The sequence below is a fragment of the Parabacteroides provencensis genome (genome assembly GCF_900232875.1).
Lineage (GTDB): Bacteria > Bacteroidota > Bacteroidia > Bacteroidales > Tannerellaceae > Parabacteroides > Parabacteroides chinchillae.
In genome coordinates, this window is sequence record NZ_LT960488.1 from 548,929 (window position 1) to 573,392 (window position 24,464).

18 protein-coding genes are annotated in these 24,464 nt (G+C 40.5%); 6 read left to right on the forward strand and 12 right to left on the reverse strand.

The genetic code is table 11. The features are described 5' to 3' along the window. Positions 1-39 precede the first annotated feature (39 nt). The 9 genes from pdxA to CTY47_RS02460 all read right to left on the reverse strand — a co-directional run bounded on the left by pdxA (position 40) and on the right by CTY47_RS02460 (position 10,996). Positions 40-1,149, reverse strand: coding sequence for a 4-hydroxythreonine-4-phosphate dehydrogenase PdxA (gene pdxA, locus CTY47_RS02420; RefSeq protein WP_099463249.1), 1,110 nt, complete (start codon positions 1,147-1,149; stop codon positions 40-42). Positions 1,150-1,161: 12 nt separating this feature from the next. Further along, complete coding sequence (locus CTY47_RS02425) at positions 1,162-2,196, reverse strand: DUF4837 family protein (RefSeq protein WP_099463250.1); 1,035 nt, start codon at positions 2,194-2,196, stop codon at positions 1,162-1,164. A 57-nt stretch (positions 2,197-2,253) separates the two neighbouring features. Continuing rightward, positions 2,254-3,282 carry a 23S rRNA (adenine(2503)-C(2))-methyltransferase RlmN gene (gene rlmN, locus CTY47_RS02430; RefSeq protein ID WP_099463251.1) on the reverse strand — a complete coding sequence of 343 codons (1,029 nt, stop codon included), beginning with the start codon at positions 3,280-3,282 and terminating at the stop codon, positions 2,254-2,256. Between the two features lie 115 nt (positions 3,283-3,397). Further along, positions 3,398-5,533, reverse strand: a complete 2,136-nt coding sequence (locus tag CTY47_RS02435; RefSeq protein ID WP_099463252.1) for a peptidylprolyl isomerase — start codon at positions 5,531-5,533, stop codon at positions 3,398-3,400. 98 nt (positions 5,534-5,631) lie between these two features. Then, a complete protein-coding gene (locus CTY47_RS02440; RefSeq protein WP_099463253.1) occupies positions 5,632-6,888 on the reverse strand; it encodes a hemolysin family protein in 1,257 nt (418 codons plus the stop codon). Continuing rightward, a complete protein-coding gene (gene lptC / locus CTY47_RS02445) occupies positions 6,889-7,599 on the reverse strand; it encodes an LPS export ABC transporter periplasmic protein LptC (protein ID WP_099463254.1) in 711 nt (236 codons plus the stop codon). A 2-nt stretch (positions 7,600-7,601) separates the two neighbouring features. Continuing rightward, complete coding sequence (locus tag CTY47_RS02450) at positions 7,602-8,966, reverse strand: tetratricopeptide repeat protein (RefSeq protein ID WP_099463255.1); 1,365 nt, start codon at positions 8,964-8,966, stop codon at positions 7,602-7,604. 31 nt (positions 8,967-8,997) lie between these two features. After that, entirely contained in the window at positions 8,998-10,281 is a 1,284-nt protein-coding gene (locus CTY47_RS02455) for a hypothetical protein (protein WP_099463256.1), read from the reverse strand. Further along, positions 10,268-10,996 carry a type III pantothenate kinase gene (locus tag CTY47_RS02460; RefSeq protein WP_233202076.1) on the reverse strand — a complete coding sequence of 243 codons (729 nt, stop codon included), beginning with the start codon at positions 10,994-10,996 and terminating at the stop codon, positions 10,268-10,270. The genes CTY47_RS02455 and CTY47_RS02460 overlap by 14 nt, the downstream gene beginning before the upstream one ends. A gap of 135 nt (positions 10,997-11,131) precedes the next feature. Here CTY47_RS02460 and CTY47_RS02465 point away from each other — a divergent pair, with 135 nt between their 5' ends. From CTY47_RS02465 to CTY47_RS02490, 6 genes are all read left to right on the forward strand, one after another. Next, positions 11,132-12,178, forward strand: coding sequence for a DUF2776 family protein (locus tag CTY47_RS02465; RefSeq protein WP_099463258.1), 1,047 nt, complete (start codon positions 11,132-11,134; stop codon positions 12,176-12,178). A gap of 247 nt (positions 12,179-12,425) precedes the next feature. Continuing rightward, a complete protein-coding gene (locus tag CTY47_RS02470) occupies positions 12,426-13,616 on the forward strand; it encodes a lipoprotein N-acyltransferase Lnb domain-containing protein (protein ID WP_099463259.1) in 1,191 nt (396 codons plus the stop codon). A gap of 31 nt (positions 13,617-13,647) precedes the next feature. Further along, positions 13,648-15,237 (forward strand): alkaline phosphatase family protein, encoded by a 1,590-nt coding sequence (locus CTY47_RS02475; RefSeq protein ID WP_099464047.1) that lies wholly within the window; start codon positions 13,648-13,650, stop codon positions 15,235-15,237. Positions 15,238-15,295: 58 nt separating this feature from the next. After that, a complete protein-coding gene (gene secA / locus CTY47_RS02480) occupies positions 15,296-18,658 on the forward strand; it encodes a preprotein translocase subunit SecA (protein WP_099463260.1) in 3,363 nt (1,120 codons plus the stop codon). A 177-nt stretch (positions 18,659-18,835) separates the two neighbouring features. Next, complete coding sequence (gene ald / locus CTY47_RS02485; protein ID WP_099463261.1) at positions 18,836-19,936, forward strand: alanine dehydrogenase; 1,101 nt, start codon at positions 18,836-18,838, stop codon at positions 19,934-19,936. A 241-nt stretch (positions 19,937-20,177) separates the two neighbouring features. Continuing rightward, complete coding sequence (locus tag CTY47_RS02490; protein ID WP_099463262.1) at positions 20,178-20,918, forward strand: tetratricopeptide repeat protein; 741 nt, start codon at positions 20,178-20,180, stop codon at positions 20,916-20,918. A gap of 142 nt (positions 20,919-21,060) precedes the next feature. Here the strand turns inward: CTY47_RS02490 and rseP are convergent, their stop codons facing one another. The 3 genes from rseP to CTY47_RS02505 are packed head-to-tail and all read right to left on the reverse strand — an operon-like array spanning position 21,061 to position 24,455. Further along, positions 21,061-22,389 carry an RIP metalloprotease RseP gene (gene rseP / locus CTY47_RS02495; protein ID WP_099463263.1) on the reverse strand — a complete coding sequence of 443 codons (1,329 nt, stop codon included), beginning with the start codon at positions 22,387-22,389 and terminating at the stop codon, positions 21,061-21,063. Positions 22,390-22,421: 32 nt separating this feature from the next. Further along, the gene (locus CTY47_RS02500) at positions 22,422-23,573 is read right to left on the reverse strand and encodes a 1-deoxy-D-xylulose-5-phosphate reductoisomerase (RefSeq protein ID WP_099463264.1); all 1,152 of its coding nucleotides are present in this window, start codon (positions 23,571-23,573) and stop codon (positions 22,422-22,424) included. A 6-nt stretch (positions 23,574-23,579) separates the two neighbouring features. Continuing rightward, complete coding sequence (locus CTY47_RS02505) at positions 23,580-24,455, reverse strand: M23 family metallopeptidase (protein WP_099463265.1); 876 nt, start codon at positions 24,453-24,455, stop codon at positions 23,580-23,582. Positions 24,456-24,464: the final 9 nt, after the last annotated feature.

A 24,464-nucleotide genomic window follows, 5' to 3' on the forward strand; every position in this document is an offset into this window, starting at 1 on the left:
AAAAAGCATGGATTTCATTCTATCCATGCTTCTTTTCTTTTAAATATCACCGGATTCTTCATCCTTCGTCAAATCAAGTTTTTCATTATCGCCTCCCTTGTCAAAGTATTGCTTACGGAGAGGGTTTGCTGTCGCTTCAAAATATCGTATTCGATTACGATATATATCCAAAGCCACATACAAAGCCTGACGAAACGATTCTTCAGAAGCTAGGTTCTGCCCTGCTATATCATAAGCCGTGCCATGTGCAGGAGAAGTACGGATAATTGGTAAACCGGCAGTATAATTTACACCGTCCTCCATTGCCAAAGTCTTAAACGGAGCCAGTCCCTGATCATGATACATAGCTAAAACACCATCAAATTTATCATACATACAAGAACCAAAGAAGCCATCGGCGGCATAGGGTCCAAAAGACATCACACCTCTTTTTTCGGCCTCTTGCATAGCCGGTATAATAATCGTTTCTTCTTCATTTCCCAGCAAACCAGCATCTCCGGCGTGCGGATTCAATGACAATACAGCAATTCTGGGTTTTACTATTCCAAAGTCTTGCTTTAATGACTGATTAAATATACGGAGTTTACTTACAATATCTTCCTGAGTTATGGATGAAGAAACCTTTGACAAAGGTATATGTCCGGTAACCAATGCAACACGAAGAGTATCATTCATCAATATCATCAAAGCTTTCTTTCCTAAACCGCCAAAACACTCTTCCAAATATTCCGTATGTCCGGGGAAATGGAAATCATCATTCTGAATATTATGCTTGTTAATCGGAGCCGTCAGTAACACATCAACAACACCTCGCTTCAGATCCATTACAGCAGCTTCCAATGACTTAAATGCAGCTTCTCCTGCCACAGCAGTTGACTGAGCAAGCTCAACCTTTGTCTCATCATCCACACAATTGATGATATTTACGCGATTTGCACCTGCTTCTTCCGCCTTGGTAATAATATTCATATTAACAGGAGGAAGCTCTAAAGCTTTCCTATGGTATGCCGCGATCTTTGAAGAACCATAAATAACAGGTGTACAAAGTTCAGCAACACGGGCGTCCGAGAATGTTTTCAGTATCACTTCATATCCGATACCATTTATATCTCCGTGAGTAATCCCCACTTTAATCAATCGTTCTTCCATATATTAGTATGTTTATTTCTTTTGTTCAGGAACATCAAGCGGATCACTTACCGGCTTGTCAAATTCCCCTGGTAAACGTAAAGTATATAATGCCGCTTCTATACGACGTATAAAATTACGCTTACTTGTCTCAGGTGCAAAAACAAAACCTTCAGCAACCACAACCCTATTATTCTTTTCATCCAAACGGATATGGCTTACAAACGGCCCTCCCATCATATCACCTCGCATTTTCCATAAACCGCGTAACACTCCGCAATATTTACCATTAACAGTAATTGGCTCATAATGAACGCCTCCAAGGGTTTCTGTTGCCATATAAGAACCAGGGAATGCACCCGGCAGATTAGCCTTCAACACAGAATCACGCTTTGCTACCAGATAATCGGCTGTAAATGTATCCGGATCCGTATAGGGGAATGTGTAAACGACTAAATCTGTGCGTCCTGTATTTGCGTTATTAGATGCCCAGAAAAAGTTTGTCGTATCCTTATAATAAGTCATATTTTCTGGTGCATTCAACATTACGTCAAAATCTTTCTTCAAATGCTCCATTACAACAGAACTATAATTCTTTTCCAACTGAGCAATCGCACGGTTCATTTCTGCTTCAACAAAGAAATTGGCCAGTTTATTTTTATTAGCGGTCAAATATTCAACAATACTTTGTGCATCCGGAGCTTTTAAAGTCAGCACAACTTGTCCTTTTGCCCAAGGATTATTTTCATAGCTTAATGAAACTTTCGTATAAGTAGACGGATTAATTTTAACAATCAATATATTACGTACAAGCTTAAGCAATCCGTTAAAATCTTTAGGCTGAGCATATGTAATTTTAAGAGATGGCTCCGACTGAGGAAGGCCAGGCACCGGAGATTCCAGGTCAGCCTTGATTATCTCACCTGCTTCCCCTTTCCAATCCTTTTGGTCCATTACGACAACAACTTCATAAGCAAGCCCAGTAGCCTGTGTCATCACCGGACCGGAACTACAAGCCCCTAATAATACCAGGAGCAACAAACTGGCAATAAATAAATGTGTTTTCATACCCGTTATGTTTTATATAATACAAATGTAATCCTTTTCTGTCAAAATACCGCCTGTTTAATCTTTTTGCTTGTTTTTTGCAGTAGACAACATCCCGCAAGCAGCAAAAATATCCTCTCCCCTGGAAGCACGGATAGTACAGATAATGCCTTTGGAGTTCAACATATCCCTGAACAATTCCATTTTACCCATGTCCGAACTTTCCAACGGTACATCCGGTATTGCATGAAAACGGATCAGGTTCACCCGACAAGGTATTTCTTTTAATAAACAAGCCAACGCTTCCGCATGTTTCAGGCTATCGTTCAAATCTTTAAAAACAATATATTCAAAAGAGACACGTCTTTGATGCGTAAAATCATATTGCTTTATCAATTCCAGCACATCATGAGCCGGAAAAGCTTTCTCTACAGGCATTAAAGACAAACGTTCTGCAGAATAAGGGGAATGTAAACTAACCGCCAAGTGACAATCACTTTCATCTAAAAAGCGTTTCAGTCCCTTTGCTCCGATTGTAGATACGGTAATACGTTTCGGACTCCAAGCATATCCATAAGGGGCTGTTAATATTTCCAGCACTTTAAATAACTCACCTACATTGTCCAACGGCTCTCCCATTCCCATAAAAACGATATTTGTCAATTGTTCGTTTTCCGGCAATGACTGTATCTGATTCAATATTTGATTCGAAGTCAAATCGGCAGTAAAACCTTGCTTTCCTGTCATACAAAAAAGGCAATTCATTTTACATCCAACCTGAGACGACACGCACAATGTTGCCCTATCTTCCGTAGGTATATACACAGATTCAACAAAACGTCCCTCCCCTACCTGAAAAAGATATTTTATAGTACCATCTACCGACTTCATAAAATCCGATGGAGCCATTGCTCCAACTTCATAATGATTTTCAAGCCAAGAACGTTTAGCTGCAGCAATATTTGTCATTTCAGCTATTGAAACAACTTTCTTCTTATACAACCAATCAGCCATTTGCTTTGCCGCATATCCAGGCAATCCTGCTTCCGAAGCAACCTCTTTCAATTCATCCAGAGTCATACCCAGCAAACGTTTTTTTCCGTTCATTCCGTATTAATCTATTATTTTATTTTGCAAAGATATAAAAAAGCTGCCGTGCTCATATAGAGTACGGCAGCTTTATCACAGGCCATATACTTAAGCCTTATATCTTCATCCGGTATTAATAAAAACGGATACGGTTATCTTCTATTTTTGCTTTATTTACCAAAGCCTGTATAGCCTGGAATCCGATTCTGTATGAGTTTGCTGCATCTAAAGCACGAACTTCACTTACTTCATTATATTCTTTATTTTCCTTATTCTTCGCAAAAACATCAAATACATATACACCGTTGTTTCCTGCAACCGGAGCACTCAATTTACCTTCCGGAGTTAAAGAGACCATTGCATTCAACTTAGGTTCTACACCCATACCGGCAATACGACGTGTTCCAAAGCTAATAAATTTAACAGAGTCAACAGAAGTTCCCATAGTCTGAGCATATGCATCCAAAGATGTCAGATTTTTAGCAATCAAATCACTAACAATCTTTTCGCCTTTCTTCTGATTGATCAACTCTGCTTTCAATACAGGAGCAACCATATCAACAGGACGATATCCTTCAGGCAGCGAACCCTGAACTGCAGCAATTACAAATTTATTGTCACATTCAAAAATTTCAGAAACCTTACCTTTATCATTCTGGAATGCCCAACGGATAACCGGACGAGAATTCTTGATTGTTCCCAACATTTGATTGTCAGCTGTTACCGTTACATCTGAAATAATACTATAACCGGCTTCTTTAGCAGCATCATCCAATTTAGCAATATCACTGTTCTTTGAAATAAATTGATTCAATTCATTATAGATATTGCTGTAAGTCTTTGAACTTGGAGATACAGACATATCTATATCTGCAACTTTATATTTATTCACATTAGCAGTTTTGTCTGTTACTTTAACAATATGTGTACCATATAAAGACTTAACCAACGCAACATTATTTACCGGAGTTGAAAAAACAGCATTCTTAAATTCCTCATTTACACCTCTCAAAGCAGTAGCTTCTGTAAACCAGCCAAGTTCGCCACCCTTTTCGGCAGCCTGATCTGCAGAGAATTGTTTTGCCAATTCTTCAAAGTTTCCACCATTCTTCAATACATTCATCAAACTATCTGCCAAAGCAACTGTTTCCTTCTCTGCTTTACCTGCTAACATGATATGGCTTACTTTTACAGAATCAGGTGCATTTGTTTTGTCAACCAACTTAAACATTCTGTACTTGTCATTTTCAAATACTGGTCCATATACAGCACCTACTTCGGCTGTTGTTGCAAATTGTTTCAACTCAGGATCAAAAGCAGAAGCCGTAAAGAATGCATCCATATAAGGCACCTCTGAGTTTTCGTTTACCAAATCGGCAACTTTTGCAGAAGAAATTAATTCCTCCTTCAAGCTTTCAATATCAGCCTGAGCTTTGTCATAATCTTCTTTACTAGGACGAATGTCTACAGCAATGTATTTAACAACTTTGCCTTCTTTCTGTTTAAACATTTCCTTACGCTGGTTATACAGTTTTTCAATTTCACTCTTACTTACCTGTACTGCAGAATCAGGAATTGTTGCATAAGATTGCATTGCATATACAATATCCGAACTTTCTGCATTTTCATTAAATGCTTCTTTTGCATCCAGCATATTAGCAGAAATCGCCTTACTCAACAAGGTAGTGTATTTATCTTCCAAACGTTGACGTTTAATATTCTTTTCCCAGAACAACCAGAAATTTTTAGCCTTAACTATCTGAGCTTGCTGATCAGCCGGATAGTTAGCCAAATTGTCATCACTGATCGTTTTCAGGAAATTCAACAATGCTGTTTTATCAAATGCTCCTGTCTGGGGATTTGTAAACATCTGCATTTGTTGAATCAGTGGAGAAATATTTTCACCCTGAACCATATCAAATAATTCTTCAGGAGTCACGACCATGCCTAATTTAGCTGTAGCTTCATCCAGAACGATTTCCTGAACAATAGCATCAAATACAGACTGACGAATCTGCGACATATATTCTTCAGGCAAACTATTCGAACCAGTCTGCATTTTATACATCTCGGCCATTTCGTCTACACGTGCCTGATAATCCTGAATCTTAACAACTTCTCCGTCAACTTCCGCAACTCTTTCCTGAGTTTGTCTGAAATAAGTAGAACCAGAGTTCAAAAAGTCTCCAATAATAAAAGCAAACAATGCCAATCCCACAACAAGGACCAACAAACCTGCTTTGCTTCTAATTTTCTCCAGCGTAGCCATTTATCTTTATTTATTTTTTAAAGTTTATTATTTCTCATTTAAGGGCACGAAGATACGAAAAAAAGAATTTGTCACATCATTTAATCCTTTTTTTTTCATCATTCAGCCACTTTCATACGCACAAGTTCTATTTTAGTTGCCGTAACCTTTATGATTTTGAATGTGTATTTATCAATAACCACCGATTCGTTCAATTTCGGAAATCTCTGATAAAAATGAAGAATAAAACCCGCAATAGTGACATAATCGTCCGATTCCGGCAGCTCCAATCCAAACATTTCGTTCAAAGTATCAATTTCAATTCTACCGGATAAAAGATATTCGTCCTCTCCTACTTTTTTAGCGACATGAGATTTCATATCATGCTCATCCTCTATTTCACCAAAAATTTCTTCTACCAAGTCTTCCAAGGTCACAATACCCGAGGTTCCACCAAACTCATCCACAACGACAGCCAGGCTTTTCTTATCTTGCATCAAAACCTTCATCAACTTATTGGCGGCCATTGTTTCTGGAACAATTGACACACTACGAATACTTTCTGTCCAGTCTTCCGGGTGTTTAAACAATTCGGATGAATGGATATAGCCTATAATATCGTCAATATTTTCGTTATAAATTAATATTTTGGAAAGTCCGGTTTCTATAAATTTTGAGCGCAGTTCATCTATAGTAGCAGACGTATCACATGCTACAATTTCCGTACGAGGCACGATACAATCCCTTAAACGGACATTCGAAAAATCCAACGCATTCTGAAATATCTTCACCTCCGTATCCATATCAGAATTTTGCGGAGCATCTTCTATGCTTTGCTGAATAAAATAATCCAAGTCAACTTTACCTAGCGTACGGTCGGATGAATCTTTCAGATTTTTCACTCCTCCCAATTTCAAAAAGGCAAAAGATAGCAAAGAAGAAAATTTAGAAACCGGATATAGAATTACATATATAACAAAAAGCGGCACCGAGAATATCTTTAATGACAAATTCGGATTTAGCTTAAATATGGTTTTCGGAATAAACTCTCCAGTAAACAAAATCAACACCGTAGAAATAACAGATTGTATAAGTACAATCAAAGCTTCGTTATCAACAACTTTTGCGATATAAGGTTCAAGCAACATGGCCATTTGCAGACCATATACAACCAAAGCAATATTATTGCCAACCAGCATTGTAGAAATAAACTGGTTCGGATTATTATAAAAAATATCTAAGATCTTACTTATAAAACTTTTATTCCGTTTATCAAGTTCATACCGTAACTTGTTGGAAGAAATAAAAGCGATTTCCATACCTGAAAAAAAAGCAGAAAATGCTAATGATATTAGTATATACGGTAAAGCATTCATTTACTTACTTTTTAAAGGGGTCATTGTAGACATTGGCATATCCTCTTCCTGTGTTTTTTCTTCTAATTTTTCTTCCAAAGGTGTTTCCTGTAAAGGCTGGTTTGTCCGAATACTATCAGCCGGCGCTTCTTTCACTGGGAAAATGCCTGTCGAATTAAATATTTTATATTTAGTCATATCCTGATTAGACTCAAAACCGACACCTGTAATTACCTTATCCACCTGTTCTATCCGGATATATTTATCAGAATATACCTTTCCTTGCTTTTCATCCCAATATAGCAATGACGTTTGAAAGTACTCACCTTCTAAATTCTCTATTTCAACATTGCCAATTAATTTCCACAACCCTTTTTTATTATAATAATAAGCCGTATCAGCCTGTACACTTGCCTCCGTATGGAAAGTCGTATCAAACTTTTCTATATACAAACCTTCAGGGAAATACCAATAAGGTTCGACCGCCTTGTCAAACATCAGCCACTCTTTAGCTTTCACGCTATACCGGGTTATTCCGGAATCCGATATAAGGCTTGCCACTTCCGTTGTCTTCATTGTATATGTTTGATTCGGATCAAACTCCACATCTACAACCTCTTTATTTTCTTTTGAACAAGATGCCGAAAATAAAAGAAGCATAACAACTATCACCGGGATAGTTGCTATGCCTTTATCTTTATTCGTTTTACTAAGAAAACGTGATCCAACCATAATTATCTGACAGTTGTACGCTCACCGATCCAGCCGCCGATTGTAATGCTCTTTCCTTTTTCCAAATCAGGATGCATGAAAATTTCTTCGGTAGACGGCAAGTGAGCACGGTAAGTATTAATCAATGTATTAGCTTCATCAGCCACACTGGGATCAACCTGTTTTGCCCTTTCAAACTTGTCAATTGCAGCATAATACACGGCTCTTACCATTACAGGGTCATCCGGATAAACAGACTTAGCTGTTGCCGCATACATTTTACCTATCAACATTAAAGGAGCTCCTGAATTAGGATTCAATTCCAAAGCCTTCTGACAATATTGTCTGGACTTTGAATAGCTATTCTGTTCAAAACACAACAAAGCAATCATATAATAATCGTCTGCCTTTGCTGAATTATCAGTTTCCATATTAGCAGCTTCTTCAAAATACTTGATAGCTTTATCGTAATCTTTTGCCTTAACAGCCTGCTTGGCAATACCTATAGCAGCTTCAGCACTTGGTTCCAGTTTATAGGCATAAGCAGAAGCAGCAAAGTAAGCATCAATCTCCTGACAGCGAACACGTCTTAATAAAGCGATAGTCTCTTTCAGGAAAGGAAGATTTTCTTTGTTTTCATCAATCTTAGCTGCATACAGATTCTGCAGTGTTTCACAATCGGCAGCACCGCTACTTGCAAAACCGTTATCAACGCCACCTTTTATCGTAGTAATCGCCGCAATTTCTTTTGCATTATTTGCAGCTTGGGCAGCATTCAATTGTGTTTCCAATATTTTTGAAACTTTCAGATAATCCTGAATATATTGTTCCTTGAAATTCGGATCTGCCATCAATTTCTTTAACGCAGAAAAAGCAAATAACGAAACACCCAGAATCTCCGTATCGTCGCCTTTTTCATTAATAATTTCATTCAACCAGTTATAAACAGTATTAAAATCGGCATTTTCGCCCATATACTGCAAATAATCCTGAGCCTTACGCGAAATAATCCAGTCCTTGCCATAACGCTTGTCGTTCCCGAAATATTTAACGCGCTTATCATAGACAGCCATCAAATCATTGATAAGAGCCTGTCTTTTTGCAGGATCTTTTTCGTTTTCAATCTGCCATCCTACAATTCTCACACCATATAAATAAATATCCTTTGTTGCAGCAGGACATTCATTATACGCAATTTTCCATGACTCCAATGCATCCTTATAGTTTCCTCCTTTAGCATAAGGAACAAATAAACTGATATTGGTTATGCATCGAACACTATCCTCACCTGATCCGAACCGTGTACCATTATCCACACCTTTCTGTGCATATGCACCCAATGCTCCTATCGAGCATCCGATTGCAAGCAATAATACTTTGATCTTCATATCTATTTTTATATTAAAGTTAACTATTTAATTAATCGACTTTTCGTTTAAAGAACCATAATTCATTAAATGTATAGTTCACTGTAAACCGGAAATACTGTTCATTAATCATAGTCTTCACTTCGGGACGAATCTTTACATATTCAAAAGATACGTTCACAAATGAACGGGAATCCACTAATGGCAGTCCAAAACCGACACTTGCCCCATATTCGCCATAGCTACCGCTGGCATATCCATTATCTTCAGTCTGATTAATCTTCAGATAAGAATTACTATAATGGAAACCTGCGCGATATCTCACCTTTGCCAGGAAATTATGATTTTGCACATCCGGTATAAATTCGCCACCTACAGCTACACGGATACGATTTTTAAAATCGTCTTTACTATCAAAAAAACGGGCTTTCCCCCATTCTTCGTATAAGAAATCAGCCGCCAAAGTTAATTTATTTTGTTTTACATACGAAATACCCGCTCCGTACGAATTAGGTAAATCAAATGCCTGATTCGTTATCGTATCAGCAACATTATCAACCACGCCTCCGCTGGATGTTACCTTTTGCAAAGTATTATAAGATTTTGCATTCAAATGGTTATTCGGCGAATAAGCAAAACCCACTGTAATATTTTCGGTTGCACTTATCGGATGAGTATATTGAATACCAAAATCCAATTTATAATCCCGTACCTGCACCTCTTGCGTACGGACTATATTATATCCCGGACTTGGAAAAGTAACATTTTGTTCATGCGTAATGTTTCCAAATAAATATCCGGCATTTAAACCGACAGCCAGTCTTTTCTTCCACAGATCGACAGAAATACCTCCATATGCTTCTGTCAAACCTCCTTTTCCCACATAAGAGGCTACGGCATCCAAACCATTATCTTTATTATTGATTTTACTTCCGTATTTATATCCTACATAAGAATAAGGCAGCATACCTACACTCATAGCAATACGCCTGGAAATAGGGAATTGCATTGCAATGTACTCCACGTTACCATTTACATTTTTCTGCCTGTTTGTTCCGTCATTATACCAGGATAATTGCGCGGATGCACCAAAGTCAAACAAAAAAGTAAGTGAATCCATACTACTGTAAGAAGCAGGATTCATAGGATTTATCTGTTTTGATGAACGTAACCCATAACCAATACCACCCATTGCACGTCCGGCGCCAAACGAGCGGTCGGCCAGTTCACCATACCCAAAACGAGTATAAGGTGAATTAGTATTGTTCTGTGCCATTAAAGACAACTGAGTAAATATAAGAATGCTTGTTATTACGACCTTATTAATTTTCAACATTATACTCTAAGATTCTATTTAATCCTGTCAACACTAAATTAATGTCTGCAAAGATGGAGTTTTTTAGTCTTCTTTCAAAATAAAACGAATGACCGCCTGTTAAAAAAACCAAAAGTTCAGGATATTTCACTCGTAACTCTTCAATGTATCCGTCCATCTCGTAAACAATTCCTTTCACAACTCCGGCCTGTATTGCCGTTTCAGTAGAGGTTCCCAGCATAGGAACATTGTCTTGCTCGATAACTAAAGGCAACTTCTTCGTAAAAAAGTTCAAGGCTTTAAAACGAGTCGTCATCCCCGGAGATATGTTCCCCCCCAGATAAATACCGGAAGCTTCAATTAATTCGTAAGTAATAGCTGTCCCTGCATCTATTACCAGTATATCTTTTCCCGGCTGCAGATAATTTGCTCCTACAACTGCAGCTAAACGGTCTTTGCCCAAAGTAGCCGGAGTTTCATATTGCACAGAGACAGGCAGGGCTACATCTTCATTCAAAAACACAAAATAACGCAACTTACTTCTCAAAAAAGCAAGCAATTCTTCATCCGTATCGACTACTGTAGATAAGATACCTTGCGTCAAGTCGTATGCCTCCATAAGCGGAGCTATAACCGAAACACCGAACTCTTTATACACAAAAGATGCTTCCATCTTCCCTTTATTATATATAGCAACCTTCGATGACGTGTTCCCTTGTTCTATGATAAGATTCACTTCGCTGATATTTTCCGCAAAGAAACATAAAAATGACGAGATAACAACAAGAACAAATAAAAACATTACATTCAATTCCAAAACTAAACCGTAACAAAAACTGTTTAAACCGAAAATTATTAATATAAAATTGGTATGAATTACGGTATTAGTATATTATTCAGGGCTATTCCGTTATTAATGGCACTTTTTTGCTTTAGTTACGGATTATTCATACTTGAGTTCGGGACAGAAACCGGTAAATTTATTGCTGGCCCGGTTATATTCTCATTAGGTATGATTTGTATTGCACTTTTTGCAACTGCCGCCACAATTATCAGACAGATTATACATACATATAATATTGTAGTCAAATACGCGCTTCCCATAACCGGTTATCTGGCAGCTGTAGTTACGATTCTGGGAGGTATATTTCTTTTATCATCATCTCCGGATCCATCTTTGTTTGTTGCCGGACATGTAATATGCGGAGTTGGACTGATTACTGCCTGTGTAGCTACAACTGCAACCTCATCTACCCGTTTTACCTTAATTCAGGTAAATGCAAAGACAGATGACCCGCGTATTCCTAAGGCCGCTTTTTCAAAGAAACAAGCAGTATCGCTTATTTTGGTTGCTGTTATTATAGCTTTAGTTGCCTGGATATGGGCATTTCAACTATTATCCGGAAGCGGACAACATTCGCAATATTCTGTAGCAGGTCATGTAATGGTTGGATTGGCCTGTATATGTACAAGCCTGGTAGCTCTGGTAAGTACCATTGTCAGACAGATAAGAAACACTTATTCCGACTTTGAGCGGAACTGGTGGCCCGGATTCGTACTGTTTTTCGGCACATTAAGTATTTTCTGGGGATTAATTATCATGGGGACATATGACCCGGCTGAAGCAACTACCGGATATATCATGGTTGGACTCGGATTGGTTTGTTACAGTATATCCAGTAAAGTTATCCTTTTAGCCAAAATATGGAAACGGGAATTCAAATTAGCCAACCGTATCCCTTTAATACCCATATTCACGGCACTAGCTTGTTTTTTTCTATCATCATACTTATTTGATTTAGCCGAACTGAGCAGCAATTATTTTGTCCCGGCCAGAGTACTGGCCAGTTTAGGAGGAATTTGTTTTACACTGTTCTCTATCGTTAGTATATTGGAGAGTGGTACATCTTCCAAATAAAGCCGGAACATCCTATCTTTTCTTATCCGTATATTTATAAAAAAGATCGGAACAAATTATTCTTTTGGGCAGGTAGAATTTAATTTTGCCCCAGGTCAAAATTAATTTTCAGCTGCCCAAAAGATTATTTATACGGGATGTTTTTCTTAAAAACTGCCACACTAAAAAACAAAAGTCCCTATCCTGAAACAGTAATATCACCTAATTAAAAAAATAAATCTACCTTTGTAACGTAATAAACAAAGGAATGAGAAAAATAACATATCTGCTACTTTCCCTGCTTATATACACTTCGGGATATGCTCAATTCAAATTAAGCGACAATGCCCGGATAAGCATATTAACAAGCTCGCCGTATGATGATGAAGTATTTACCGTATACGGGCACGCTGCCATACGGGTATTTGACCCGGATCAAAAGCAGGATATAATCTTTAACTATGGAATATTCGACTTTTCCAAACCAAACTTTATTTATCGTTTTGCCAAAGGAGAGACGGATTATAAACTAGGTGCAATAGATTTCCAAAGTTACGTAATAGAATATCAGATGCGGGGCAGCGAAGTAACCGAACAAATTTTAAATCTCACCCCCAAAGAAAAAGACCATATCCTGCAAGCTTTACTCGAAAACTATAAACCGGAAAACAGAGTTTACCGTTATAATTTCTTTTTTGATAACTGTGCAACACGTCCCGTTGCCATCATAGAAAAATACATAGATGGCAAAATAATATATAATGATCCGCCGGCACCGAAAACATTCCGCGACATGATAAATTATTGTACGCGCAACCATGCCTGGCTGACATTTGGTTGCGATTTAGCCCTTGGCAGTCCAACCGACCGAAAAGCAACTGCCCACGAAATGATGTTTTTGCCAGAGTATTTAAAAGACGAATTTGCCAAAGCTACAGTACAGAACCCGGACAGTACAACACGCAAACTAATATCTGACACAATCCAGATTACAACAGCTGACGGAAACGCCGAAATAAACGACGACGGCTTCTTTACACCCATCGTTTGCAGTTTGGCACTTTTTTTGCTGGTTGCATTATCGACATATATAGAATGGCGTAAAAAGAAATATTTTCTTATTGTTGACTGTCTTTTGTTTCTGGCAGCCGGACTAGGAGGAGTGATTCTGTTTTTCCTCAGTTTCATATCCGTTCATCCGTGCACATGGCCTAACTGGTCGATGATATGGCTACAGCCTTTGGATTTGATTGCTGTCATATTGTTTTCTGTAAAAAAACTCAAGAAAGCTGCATATTACTATCATTTTATTAACTTTGCGGCGCTTACACTAATGCTGCTGGGATGGCATTTCATCCCGCAACATATGAATATGGCGTTCATTCCTTTGGTAGCAACCTTATGGCTACGCTCTGGATTTGGTATTTACAGACTAAAGGACAAACCTATAAAACGATAGGTTGAAGCCCAATTTGAATATGGAAAATAGAATGAGGAAATTTTTATCGTCGCTTATTGCGATACTAGTGGTTACTAACATGGAGGCACAACAGCATGCTCCCAAATTGGTAGTCTGTATCACAGTAGACCAGTTAAGAGGCGATTATATAGAATATTTTTACAACACTTTCGGCGAACGGGGTTTCAAACGCCTGCTAAACGAAGGAGTTGTTTACAACAATATTCGTTTTGAATTTTCGGATATAGACCAGGCCAGTGCTTTCGCAACGCTGTTTACGGGAAGCAATCCGTGTTTCAGCGGAATAACGGGTAACAAGACATTTAATTTTGAGAAAGAACAAGAAATCTCAATCCTGAACGATCCGGAATATCTGGGTAACTATACAAAAGACAACTATTCACCCAAAAAACTGTTCAGTTCTACTATAGGTGACGAATTAAAGATCGCATCCAAAGGCAGAAGTGATGTATATGCCATTGCCCCCGATGCCGAAGGAGCCATTATATCAGCCGGACATGCGGCAAACGGTGCCTTCTGGATGGACAATCTGAACGGCAAATGGGCAACAACCACTTATTATAAAGGCGTTCCATGGTATGTAGACCGTTACAACAACGGCCCGGAAGCCCTTTCTGCCCGTTTGGAAACAATGGTATGGACTCCATCCCTGCCACTGGAAAAGTACAATGCCTTTCCATACGTACTAGACGACCTGCCGTTTCGTTACACATTTAAGGAGAATACGGCAAACTGTTATCCTAATTTTAAAACTTCTCCGTTTATCAATAAAGAGATAAACCGCCTTGCCCTTCAATTCCTCGAATACGGAGCATTCGGTACACGCAGTTGCCCTGATATGCTGGCTATTACTTATTATGCCGGCAATTACCGCGGAATATTAAACAAAGAATACACACGTGAAATACAAGATACGTATTATCAGCTAGACGATGATATTTCCAAACTGCTGGATGCAATCGACAAGAAAGTCGGCCTTAACAATACATTAATCGTATTTACAGGCTCAGGGTATTACAGAAGCGAAGAAGAATACCCCGACGGTTTAATGGTGAACGGAGGAGATTTTCATCCGAAGCGTTGCGTAGCCCTACTCAATATGTACCTGATGGCTGTTTACGGACAACAGCACAATTGGGTAAAAGGCTATTATAACAATCAGATATATCTAAACCATAAAGCAATTGAAGATGCAAAACTGAACTTGAAGGAGATACAGGAGAAATCGGCCGACTTCCTTCTCGAATTCAGCGGTGTGCAGCATGTTACTACCGATTATGCTTTACGTTCGGGCGATTGGAACGAAGGAACGGCAAAATTCCGCCAGGGAACCCATCATCTTGGACGCGGCGATCTGATTATCGAATTGCAACCCGGATGGAAAGTAAACTACGACAATCCGAAAGAAAAAGTAAAAGTAATACGAAATAACGCTGTTATTACTCCATTGGTATTTATGGGCAACGGCCTCAAGCCGCAACATATCTACCGAGAAATAAAAGCCACGGAGGTAGCCCCAACGGTAACCCATGTGCTGAGGATCAGGCCGCCAAATGCAACACTCAGCTTACCGTTAAAAGAGCTGACAGTCGACAAATAACGCAGCAGTCAACTCTGCAGATAACTATTTTAGTAAATAACAAAACAACAATACACACATGGGATTTAATGAATTCATGACGAAGCTGTTCGGCAACAAGTCGCAGCGAGACCTTAAAGAAATCACACCTTACGTAGAGAAGGTTAAGGCCGTATATCCGTCTATCAAAGCACTTTCAAACGACGAATTGCGTGCTAAAACGGAAGAGATAAAACAACGCATCCAGGATTATGTAACCGAAGAACGTGCCAAAGTAGAAGAACTTCGCAAAGGCATTGACGATAAAGAACTGGAAGAACGTGAAGCTATATGGGCGGAAGTAGATAAGATTGAAAAAAGTATCACCGATAAGATGGAGATCGTCCTGGAAGAATCTCTTCCCGAAGTATTCTCTATTATGAAAGATACGGCACGCCGCTTTACCGAAAACGAAGAAATTGAAGTTACTGCAACTCAGTTCGACCGTGATCTGGCTACCAAACACGATTTCGTTCGTATCGAAGGAGACAAAGCGATCTATCAGAACCATTGGAAAGCAGGAGGTAACGAAATCGTTTGGGACATGGTACACTACGATGTACAGTTGTTTGGTGGCGTGGTTCTGCATAAAGGTAAAATTGCCGAAATGGCAACCGGTGAAGGTAAAACATTGGTAGCAACACTTCCTGTATTCCTGAACGCCTTAACCCGCAACGGAGTGCATGTAGTAACCGTGAATGACTATCTGTCAAAACGTGACTCGGAATGGATGGGACCGCTTTACATGTTCCACGGGCTTTCCGTAGATTGTATAGACAAGCATCAACCAAACTCCGACGCGCGCCGTGCCGCTTATAATGCCGATATCACATTCGGTACCAACAACGAATTCGGTTTTGACTACCTGCGCGACAACATGGCTATCAGTCCGAGCGACCTCGTACAACGCAAGCATAACTATGCAATTGTCGATGAGGTAGACTCCGTATTGATTGACGACGCCCGTACGCCGCTGATTATATCAGGTCCCATTCCAAAAGGCGAAGAACAACTGTTTGAACAGTTCCGCCCGAATGTGGAAGTAGTTGTGAATACACAGAAGGAGCTTTGTTCGAAGTTGCTTATCGAGGCAAAGAAAAAGATGGCGAGCAACGATCAGAAGGAAGTGGAAGAAGGAAGCATCCAATTGTATCGTTCCTTCAAAGGCTATCCCCGCAACAAAGCTTTGATCAAATACCTGAGCGAACAAGGTATCAAAGCGCAGATGCTGAAGACCGAAGAATATTTCATGTCTGAGAACATGCGCCATATGCATGAGGCTACAGACGAACTGTACTTCGTAATCGACGAGAAAAACAATAGTATCGAACTTACCGATAAGGGGATCGACCTACTGACAGGTAAAACCGATGACCCTCACTTCTTCGTATTGCCCGACATCACTTCCGAACTATCCCAGTTGGAGAATTTCAAAGGATCAGAGGAAGAGAAACAGGCAAAGAAAGACGAGATACTGGCCAACTATTCTGTAAAAAGCGAACGCGTACATACGATCAACCAATTGCTGAAAGCCTATACCTTGTTTGAGAAGGATGACGAATACGTTGTTATGGACAACAAAGTATTGATCGTAGACGAACAAACAGGACGTATTATGGATGGACGCCGCTATTCGGACGGTTTGCATCAGGCTATCGAAGCAAAGGAAGGCGTAAAGGTGGAAGCTGCTACGCAGACATTCGCAACTATTACGTTGCAGAACTACTTCCGTATGTATCATAAGCTATCCGGTATGACCGGTACGGCCGAAACGGAAGCCGGCGAATTATGGGACATCTACAAACTGGATGTTGTCGTAATACCTACCAACCGCCCTATCGCCCGTAATGACATGAATGACCGTATCTACAAGACCAAGCGCGAAAAATACAACGCCGTGATCGAAGAGATCGTACATTTGACGGAAATAGGACGCCCGGTATTGGTTGGTACTACATCTGTAGAAATTTCCGAGCTGCTGAGCCGTATGCTTACCATGCGTAAGATCAAACACAGCGTACTGAACGCGAAGTTGCACCAGAAGGAAGCCGAGATCGTTGCTACCGCCGGACAGACAGCTGCCGTTACCATTGCCACCAACATGGCTGGTCGTGGTACCGACATCAAACTCTCACCCGAAGTAAAAGCTGCGGGAGGTTTGGCTATCATCGGAACGGAACGCCACGAAAGCCGTCGTGTAGACCGCCAGTTGCGTGGTCGTGCCGGACGTCAGGGTGATCCGGGTTCATCCGTATTCTTCGTATCGTTAGAAGACGACCTAATGCGTCTGTTCGCTTCCGAAAAGATTGCCGGGCTGATGGATAAGTTAGGATTCAAAGAAGGTGAAGTGCTTGAACACAATATGCTGAGCAAGTCGGTAGAACGTGCACAGAAGAAAGTGGAAGAAAACAACTTTGGTATCCGTAAACGTTTGCTGGAATATGATGACGTAATGAACTCACAACGTAACGTAGTTTATACCCGTCGTCGTCACGCATTAATGGGAGAACGTATCGGTCTGGACGTATTGAATACAATCTATGATACGGCTACTGCTATCGTAGAACAGCATGCAGAATTCCAGGATTATGAAGGCTTCAAGCTGGAATTGTTCAAGACATTTGCTATGGAGAGCCCATTCACCGAAGAAGAATTCAAGAGTACAAAGCCTGCCCAGTTGACAGAGAAACTATTTGAAGCCGCATTAGCCCTGTTCAAACGCCGCATGGAACGTATGGCCCAGGTTGCCAATCCGGTCATCAAGCAGGTATATGAGAACCAGGGTGCAATGTACGAAAACATCATGATTCCTATTACAGACGGCAAACGCATGTACAACGTTTCATGTAATCTGAAAGAAGCTTACGAAACAGAAAGTAAGGTCATCGCCAAGGCATTCCAGAAATCAATCGTGCTGCATACCATCGACGAATCATGGAAAGAACATCTCCGTGAAATGGACGAACTGCGCCACTCCGTACAGAATGCCAGCTACGAAAACAAAGATCCGTTGTTGATCTACAAGCTGGAATCATACAACCTGTTCAAAGGTATGGTAGACGCAATGAACCGTAAAACGGCTGCTGTTTTGATGCGTGGTCAGATACCTGTTCGCGAAGAACCGACCGAAGAAGAAAAGCAGGCTATGATGGCTCGCCAGGCTGCTGCAGAAGCTGCCCGCCAACGCATCGCCGTTCAACAGGCTACACCCGAACAGCGTCAGGATATGAGCCGATACCGTACGGAAAAAACGGATATCAGTGGCAACAACAACCCTGAAGAACGTGCTCCGCAACAACCCCGCAAGGAACCGGTTCGTGCCGAAAAGCGTGTAGGACGCAACGATCCTTGTCCCTGCGGAAGCGGCAAAAAATACAAGAACTGTCACGGACAGGGTTTATAAAGACAATGTAATTTAAACAAAGGCTATTGCTTTTGTTCCGATAAAAAGAGGAAATTCCCAACAAAGGATTTCCTCTTTTTCTGTTTCTAAACATATATAAAATAGTGGAATCAGGAGATAACACAATGTCAGATATTTCTGTATATTGCCGGCAAATAAACCTTTAAAACTATCACTATGATCATCGGAGTACCCAAAGAGATTAAGAACAACGAGAATCGCGTGGCTCTTACACCTGCCGGAACAAAAGAACTAGTAAAAAGAGGCCATACTGTCTATGTACAGCATACGGCGGGAGAAAACAGCGGTTTTCCGGACGCGGCCTACGAGCAGGCGGGAGCGAAAATACTTCCTGCCATCGAAGATGTCTACCGGAGCGCGGAAATGATTGTAAAGGTGAAGGAACCTATCGCCTCGGAATATCCACTTGTCAGGGACGGGCAGCTGGTATTTACCTATTTCCATTTTGCTTCCGAAGAAATACTCACACGCGCCATGATTGACAGCGGTTCCATATGCCTGGCCTACGAAACGGTGGAAAATCCGGACCGGACACTTCCCCTGCTGATCCCTATGAGCGAAGTAGCCGGACGGATGTCTATCCAGGAAGGCGCCCGCTTCCTTGAAAAGCCTCAGGGAGGCAAAGGAGTCTTACTGGGAGGCGTGCCCGGTGTAAAACCCGCCAAAGTATTAGTGTTAGGAGGAGGAGTTGTAGGCCAGAATGCCGCCTTGATGGCCGCTGGCCTGGGAGCCGACGTTACGATTGCAGATATTTCATTGCCCCGTCTCCGCTATCTAAGTGAAACGATGCCGGCAAATATCAAGACATTATATTCTTCAGCTCATAATATTGAACAGGAATTACCAGCTACTGATTTAGTAATCGGTGCCGTATTGATCCCCGGAGCCAAAGCGCCTCATCTTATCACACGTAAAATGTTATCGCTGCTAAAAAAAGGGAGTGTTCTGGTAGATGTAGCCATCGATCAGGGCGGTTGCTTTGAGACTTCACACCCTACCACCCATGCAGAACCTATCTACGAGGTGGACGGCATCATTCATTACTGTGTGGCCAACATTCCGGGAGCTGTACCTCAAACATCCACACTGGCTCTTACGAATACAACCTTGCCATACGTCATTAAGTTAGCAGACAAGGGATGGGCTGCAGCCTGCGCGGAAGACCCGGGACTTAAGTTAGGACTTAATATCGTAAACGGCAAAGTTGTTTACCCAGCCGTAGCCGAAACATTCGGTTTGCCTTATCATCCTGTCTAACTAAGCTATAGCAAATAAAAAGCATATTTATTCTCATTCAACCTTATTTATTATCCCTGCATATTACCATAGAAAGAGATATGCAGGGATAATTGCATATTACCATAACCAATCTGGCAAACGCGTATTCGATAATCTCAATTATCTTTATAGAATTTTAAAAAATAGCAAAATATTTTGTTCCTCTACCTGCACTAAGTACCTTAGCCTACGTTAACATTTCAAACTATATTTTATTATCATGAAGAAAATTGTTTTATTATTGGCTCTATGCCTTAGTGCCGGACATATGTTTGCACAAGATGCCGACAAATTCAGAGAAGCAGGTGATGCTGCCTTAAAAGCTAAAGATTATGCAAATGTAGTGACAAACTACAGCAAGTATCTGGAAGCAACCAATTACCAGGATACAGTACGTATTTACAACTGCGGCTTTGCTGCTACCCAGGCAAAGAAACCGGCAGAAGCAGCCAAATTCTTTGACATGGCCATTAAATACAAATACAATATTGACGATGCTTATCTGGGAAAAGCGATGGCTTTACGCGACCAAAACAAAGCTGCCGAATTCACAGCTACCGTAGAAGAGGGCATGAAAGCCATACCTGAAAACAATCCCAAGCGTGGCAATCTGGAAAAATTATTGTATGTATATTGCATTAAATCGGGTCAAGCAGCACAAAAAGCCGGTAAATATGACCAGGCAGAAGAACTATTCAAAGATGTATTGACCGTGTCAAACAAAAAATACAAGACAAATGCCCTTTACAGTGCAGGAGTTATGTATTACAACAAAGCTGCAAAAGCCCTGCAGGAAGCAACTCCCCTAGCAACCTCGGAACCGGATAAATATAAGACAGCCAAAGCAGCAGCCGATGCAGATATGGCAAAAGCCAAAGATTTTATCCAGCAAGCTCTGGCCATTACTCCCGGCGATGCAAACTCTAAGAAAATACTAGATGCTATCAATGCAACTAAATAAATAAACAGACTATATCTCTTTTTTAAAACAACAAGCCTGCCGGTGATGATAAACTGGCAGGCTTGTTGTTTTAAATTATCCCGTCTACTGTATTTATTTGTGGCACACAGAGACGGTATTCAGGGCACGCTAATATATTATTCTACTTTATAAAGAACCGGAATATATCATTTCCGTTTGCATAGAGCAGCAAAGCAAACAAAATAGCCATACCTGTCATCTGCGCATATTCCAGGAATTTATCACTTGGCTTACGACGTGCGATTACCTCATAAAGAAGGAACATCACATGTCCTCCATCCAAAGCCGGAATAGGCAGGATATTCATAAATGCCAGAATAATTGAAAGAAATGCAGTACGTTCCCAGAACAAACGCCAGTTCCATTCGGAAGGAAACAGTCCACCTATTGTACCGAATCCGCCCAGGTTAGAAGCACCTTCTTTTGTAAAGACATACTTCATATCGCTTATATACCCTTTCAGCGTATTAACACCCAACATAATACCGGCAGGGAAAGATTCGAAGAAACCATATTTACGTGTTACCGTCTGATAAAGATCTTGCGGAAGCATAATGAACACACCTAATTTGCCTGCCGAATCCGTTGTTAGCGTAAGGTTTTGGAGTTGACCGTTACGGAAAAAGCCCAGTTCTATCTCCTTATTTTTATTCTGAGCCAATATTTTAGATGCATCATCAAAAGTAGGGACAGACGTTCCATTAATAGAAACGATGCTATCTTTTGGCTGCAGGCCTGCAATTGCGGCAGGAGTATTTCCAGATTCCACTTCGCGGACAATCATAGGTATACGGAATGGATCTGCAAACCCCTTTTTATCATGCATAACACGCTGTATCATATCTTCCGGCATAGCAATAACAGTTTCCACGCCATCACGCAAAACAGTTACATTTTTTGCATTTACCACCGCACGGAAAGCCGCTTCGTCATATCGTTCCAGATCAACATCATCGGCTTTTAATAAAATATCACCATCACGAAAACCTATCTCCTGGAAAGTTTCGCTGTAGTTCATACCCATTTTCATGTTCTTTAATGGCAAGTAGGTATCTCCCCATGTGAAAAGAACCATCGAGTAGATGAACAACGCTAACAAAAAGTTGAATAGCACTCCGGCTACCATAATCATCAATCTCTGTCCGGCTGATTTGGAACGAAACTCATACGGTTTTGCCGGCTGGGCCATCGCCTCTTTATCCATACTTTCATCAATCATACCGGATATTTTACAATACCCTCCCAACGGCAACCAACCGATACCATATTCCGTATCACTGTTCTTTGGCTTAAATTTGAAGAGTGAGAACCACGGATCAAAGAACAAGTAGAACTTTTCCACACGCACCTTGAATATCCGGGCAAAAATAAAATGCCCGAACTCGTGTACCAACACTAAAATCGACAAGCTCAGAATCAGTTGCAACGCCTTAATCAAAAATGTTTCCATCTATTATCTGTTCTGTTATTAAATTGTTCTTGTTATTTTATCATAGAAGCCGTAAGACGCCGGGCTTCTTCATCTGTTGCTACATAATCTTCATAAGAAGGTGCTGCAACGAAAGTAGCCCGCTCCATTGTCTTTTCAATTATATCACTCATCTGAAGAAAACCTATTTCATCCCGCAAAAAAGAAGCAACAACCACTTCGTTTGCCGCATTCAATATACAAGGCATATTTCCACCTTTTCCGACAGCCTCAAAAGCAAACGCCAGATTACGAAAACGCTTCATATCCGGTTCTTCAAATGTAAGTGTCGAATATTGGCTGAAATCCAGACGCGGAGCCATACTTTTCATGCGCTTCGGAAAAGAAAATGCATAAGCAATAGGCAACTTCATATCCGGAGTGCCCAACTGTGCAATAACCGCCCCATCCTCAAACTGTATCATTGAATGAATAACAGACTGCGGATGAACAACAACCTGTATCTGATCCGGCGACACACCAAACAGCCATTTCGCTTCAATCATCTCGAAGCCTTTATTCATCATTGAAGCAGAATCAATGGTTATCTTTGCCCCCATTGTCCAGTTAGGATGTTTTAAGGCCTGTGCTTTAGTAACATGGGCCAATTCATCCAATGTCTTTGTTCTGAATGGTCCGCCCGATGCTGTCAGAAGTATCTTCTCCAGCGGATTATCATACCCACAAGCTAAACACTGGAAAATAGCTGAATGTTCGGAATCGACCGGCAAGATAGGTACTTTATGCTCGGTAGCCAGACTGTTAATCAATTCGCCGGCAACAACCAGAGTTTCTTTATTAGCCAAAGCAATGGCTTTACCGGCTTTAATAGCGGCAATTGTAGGTTTCAAACCCGAATATCCCACCATAGCTGTAAGAACCATATCTATAGGTTCTGCCTGTACAACTTGTGCTATTGCTTCCGATCCTGCCCATACTTTGATAGGCAAGTCTTCAAGCGCCTCTTTCAGTTCCGGATATTTTTGTTCATTAGCTATTACTACCACTTCAGGCATAAACTTACGTGCCTGATTAATCAATAAGTCCACCTGATTATTAGCAGTCAGGGCATATACCTCAAACAGATCGGCATGCTCGCTCACTACTTCCAAAGCCTGGGTTCCGATAGATCCCGTGGAACCCAATATTGCTAATTGTCTTTTCATGGATAATTAAAATGCTATATATTCTTCAGGATTGACCGGATTCCCTTTATACCATAGCTCAAAATGCAAATGGGGTCCTGTTGATAATTTACCAGTATTCCCCACCAAAGCAATGGCTTCGCCTGCTACGACATGATCTCCTGTTTCCTTTAAAAGAAGTTCATTATGCTTATAAATGGAAAGAAATCCATTCTTATGTTGTACTTGTATTACATTTCCGTAATTGGGATCATACCCGGTAAAAACAACCGTTCCGTCCAGTGTGGATAATACACTTTCTTTTGGGGATGATGCAATATCCACCCCAAAATGCCGGATATCCGTCTCATAATGAGAAGAGACAATTCCGTTTGCCGGTTTATAAAAAAAGATTCCGTCCGTAGGAACGGGATTCGGATTAAGCACTGCCAGGTTATATTTTTCTTCTTCCTCAAAATTCTTGACAAACTTTTCTTCTTCTTTACTACGGGGAATATTATAATCGGCATTGGCATGTGCCAACGAATCAATCTCACGGATAGAATCAATAGGAGCAGTTCCTGTTAGAATACCTACTACATTTTTTAAATACAGGGATTGTATAGCCATCATCCGTTCCAAAGAATCCGCACGCAAAGCATTCTGCATAATTTCTTTACGAACCTCTACATCCAGATAGCCCGGAAGATAATTTCGAATAGGCGTTTTAATGATAATCAGTGCTGTCACACTTACAAGAAAAAATGCAAACACTCCTAATGTCATAAATGCAGAAAGCTGAGACAGCCGGAAAGACCAAACTTCCTCCAATGTACCTTCATTGAAAAAGGAAAGTTTGTATTTGAAACGAATCCGGTGCCAGAATGATTTAGTATTTTTCTTCTTTTGTTTTTTTGATGCCATGTCCTTTTC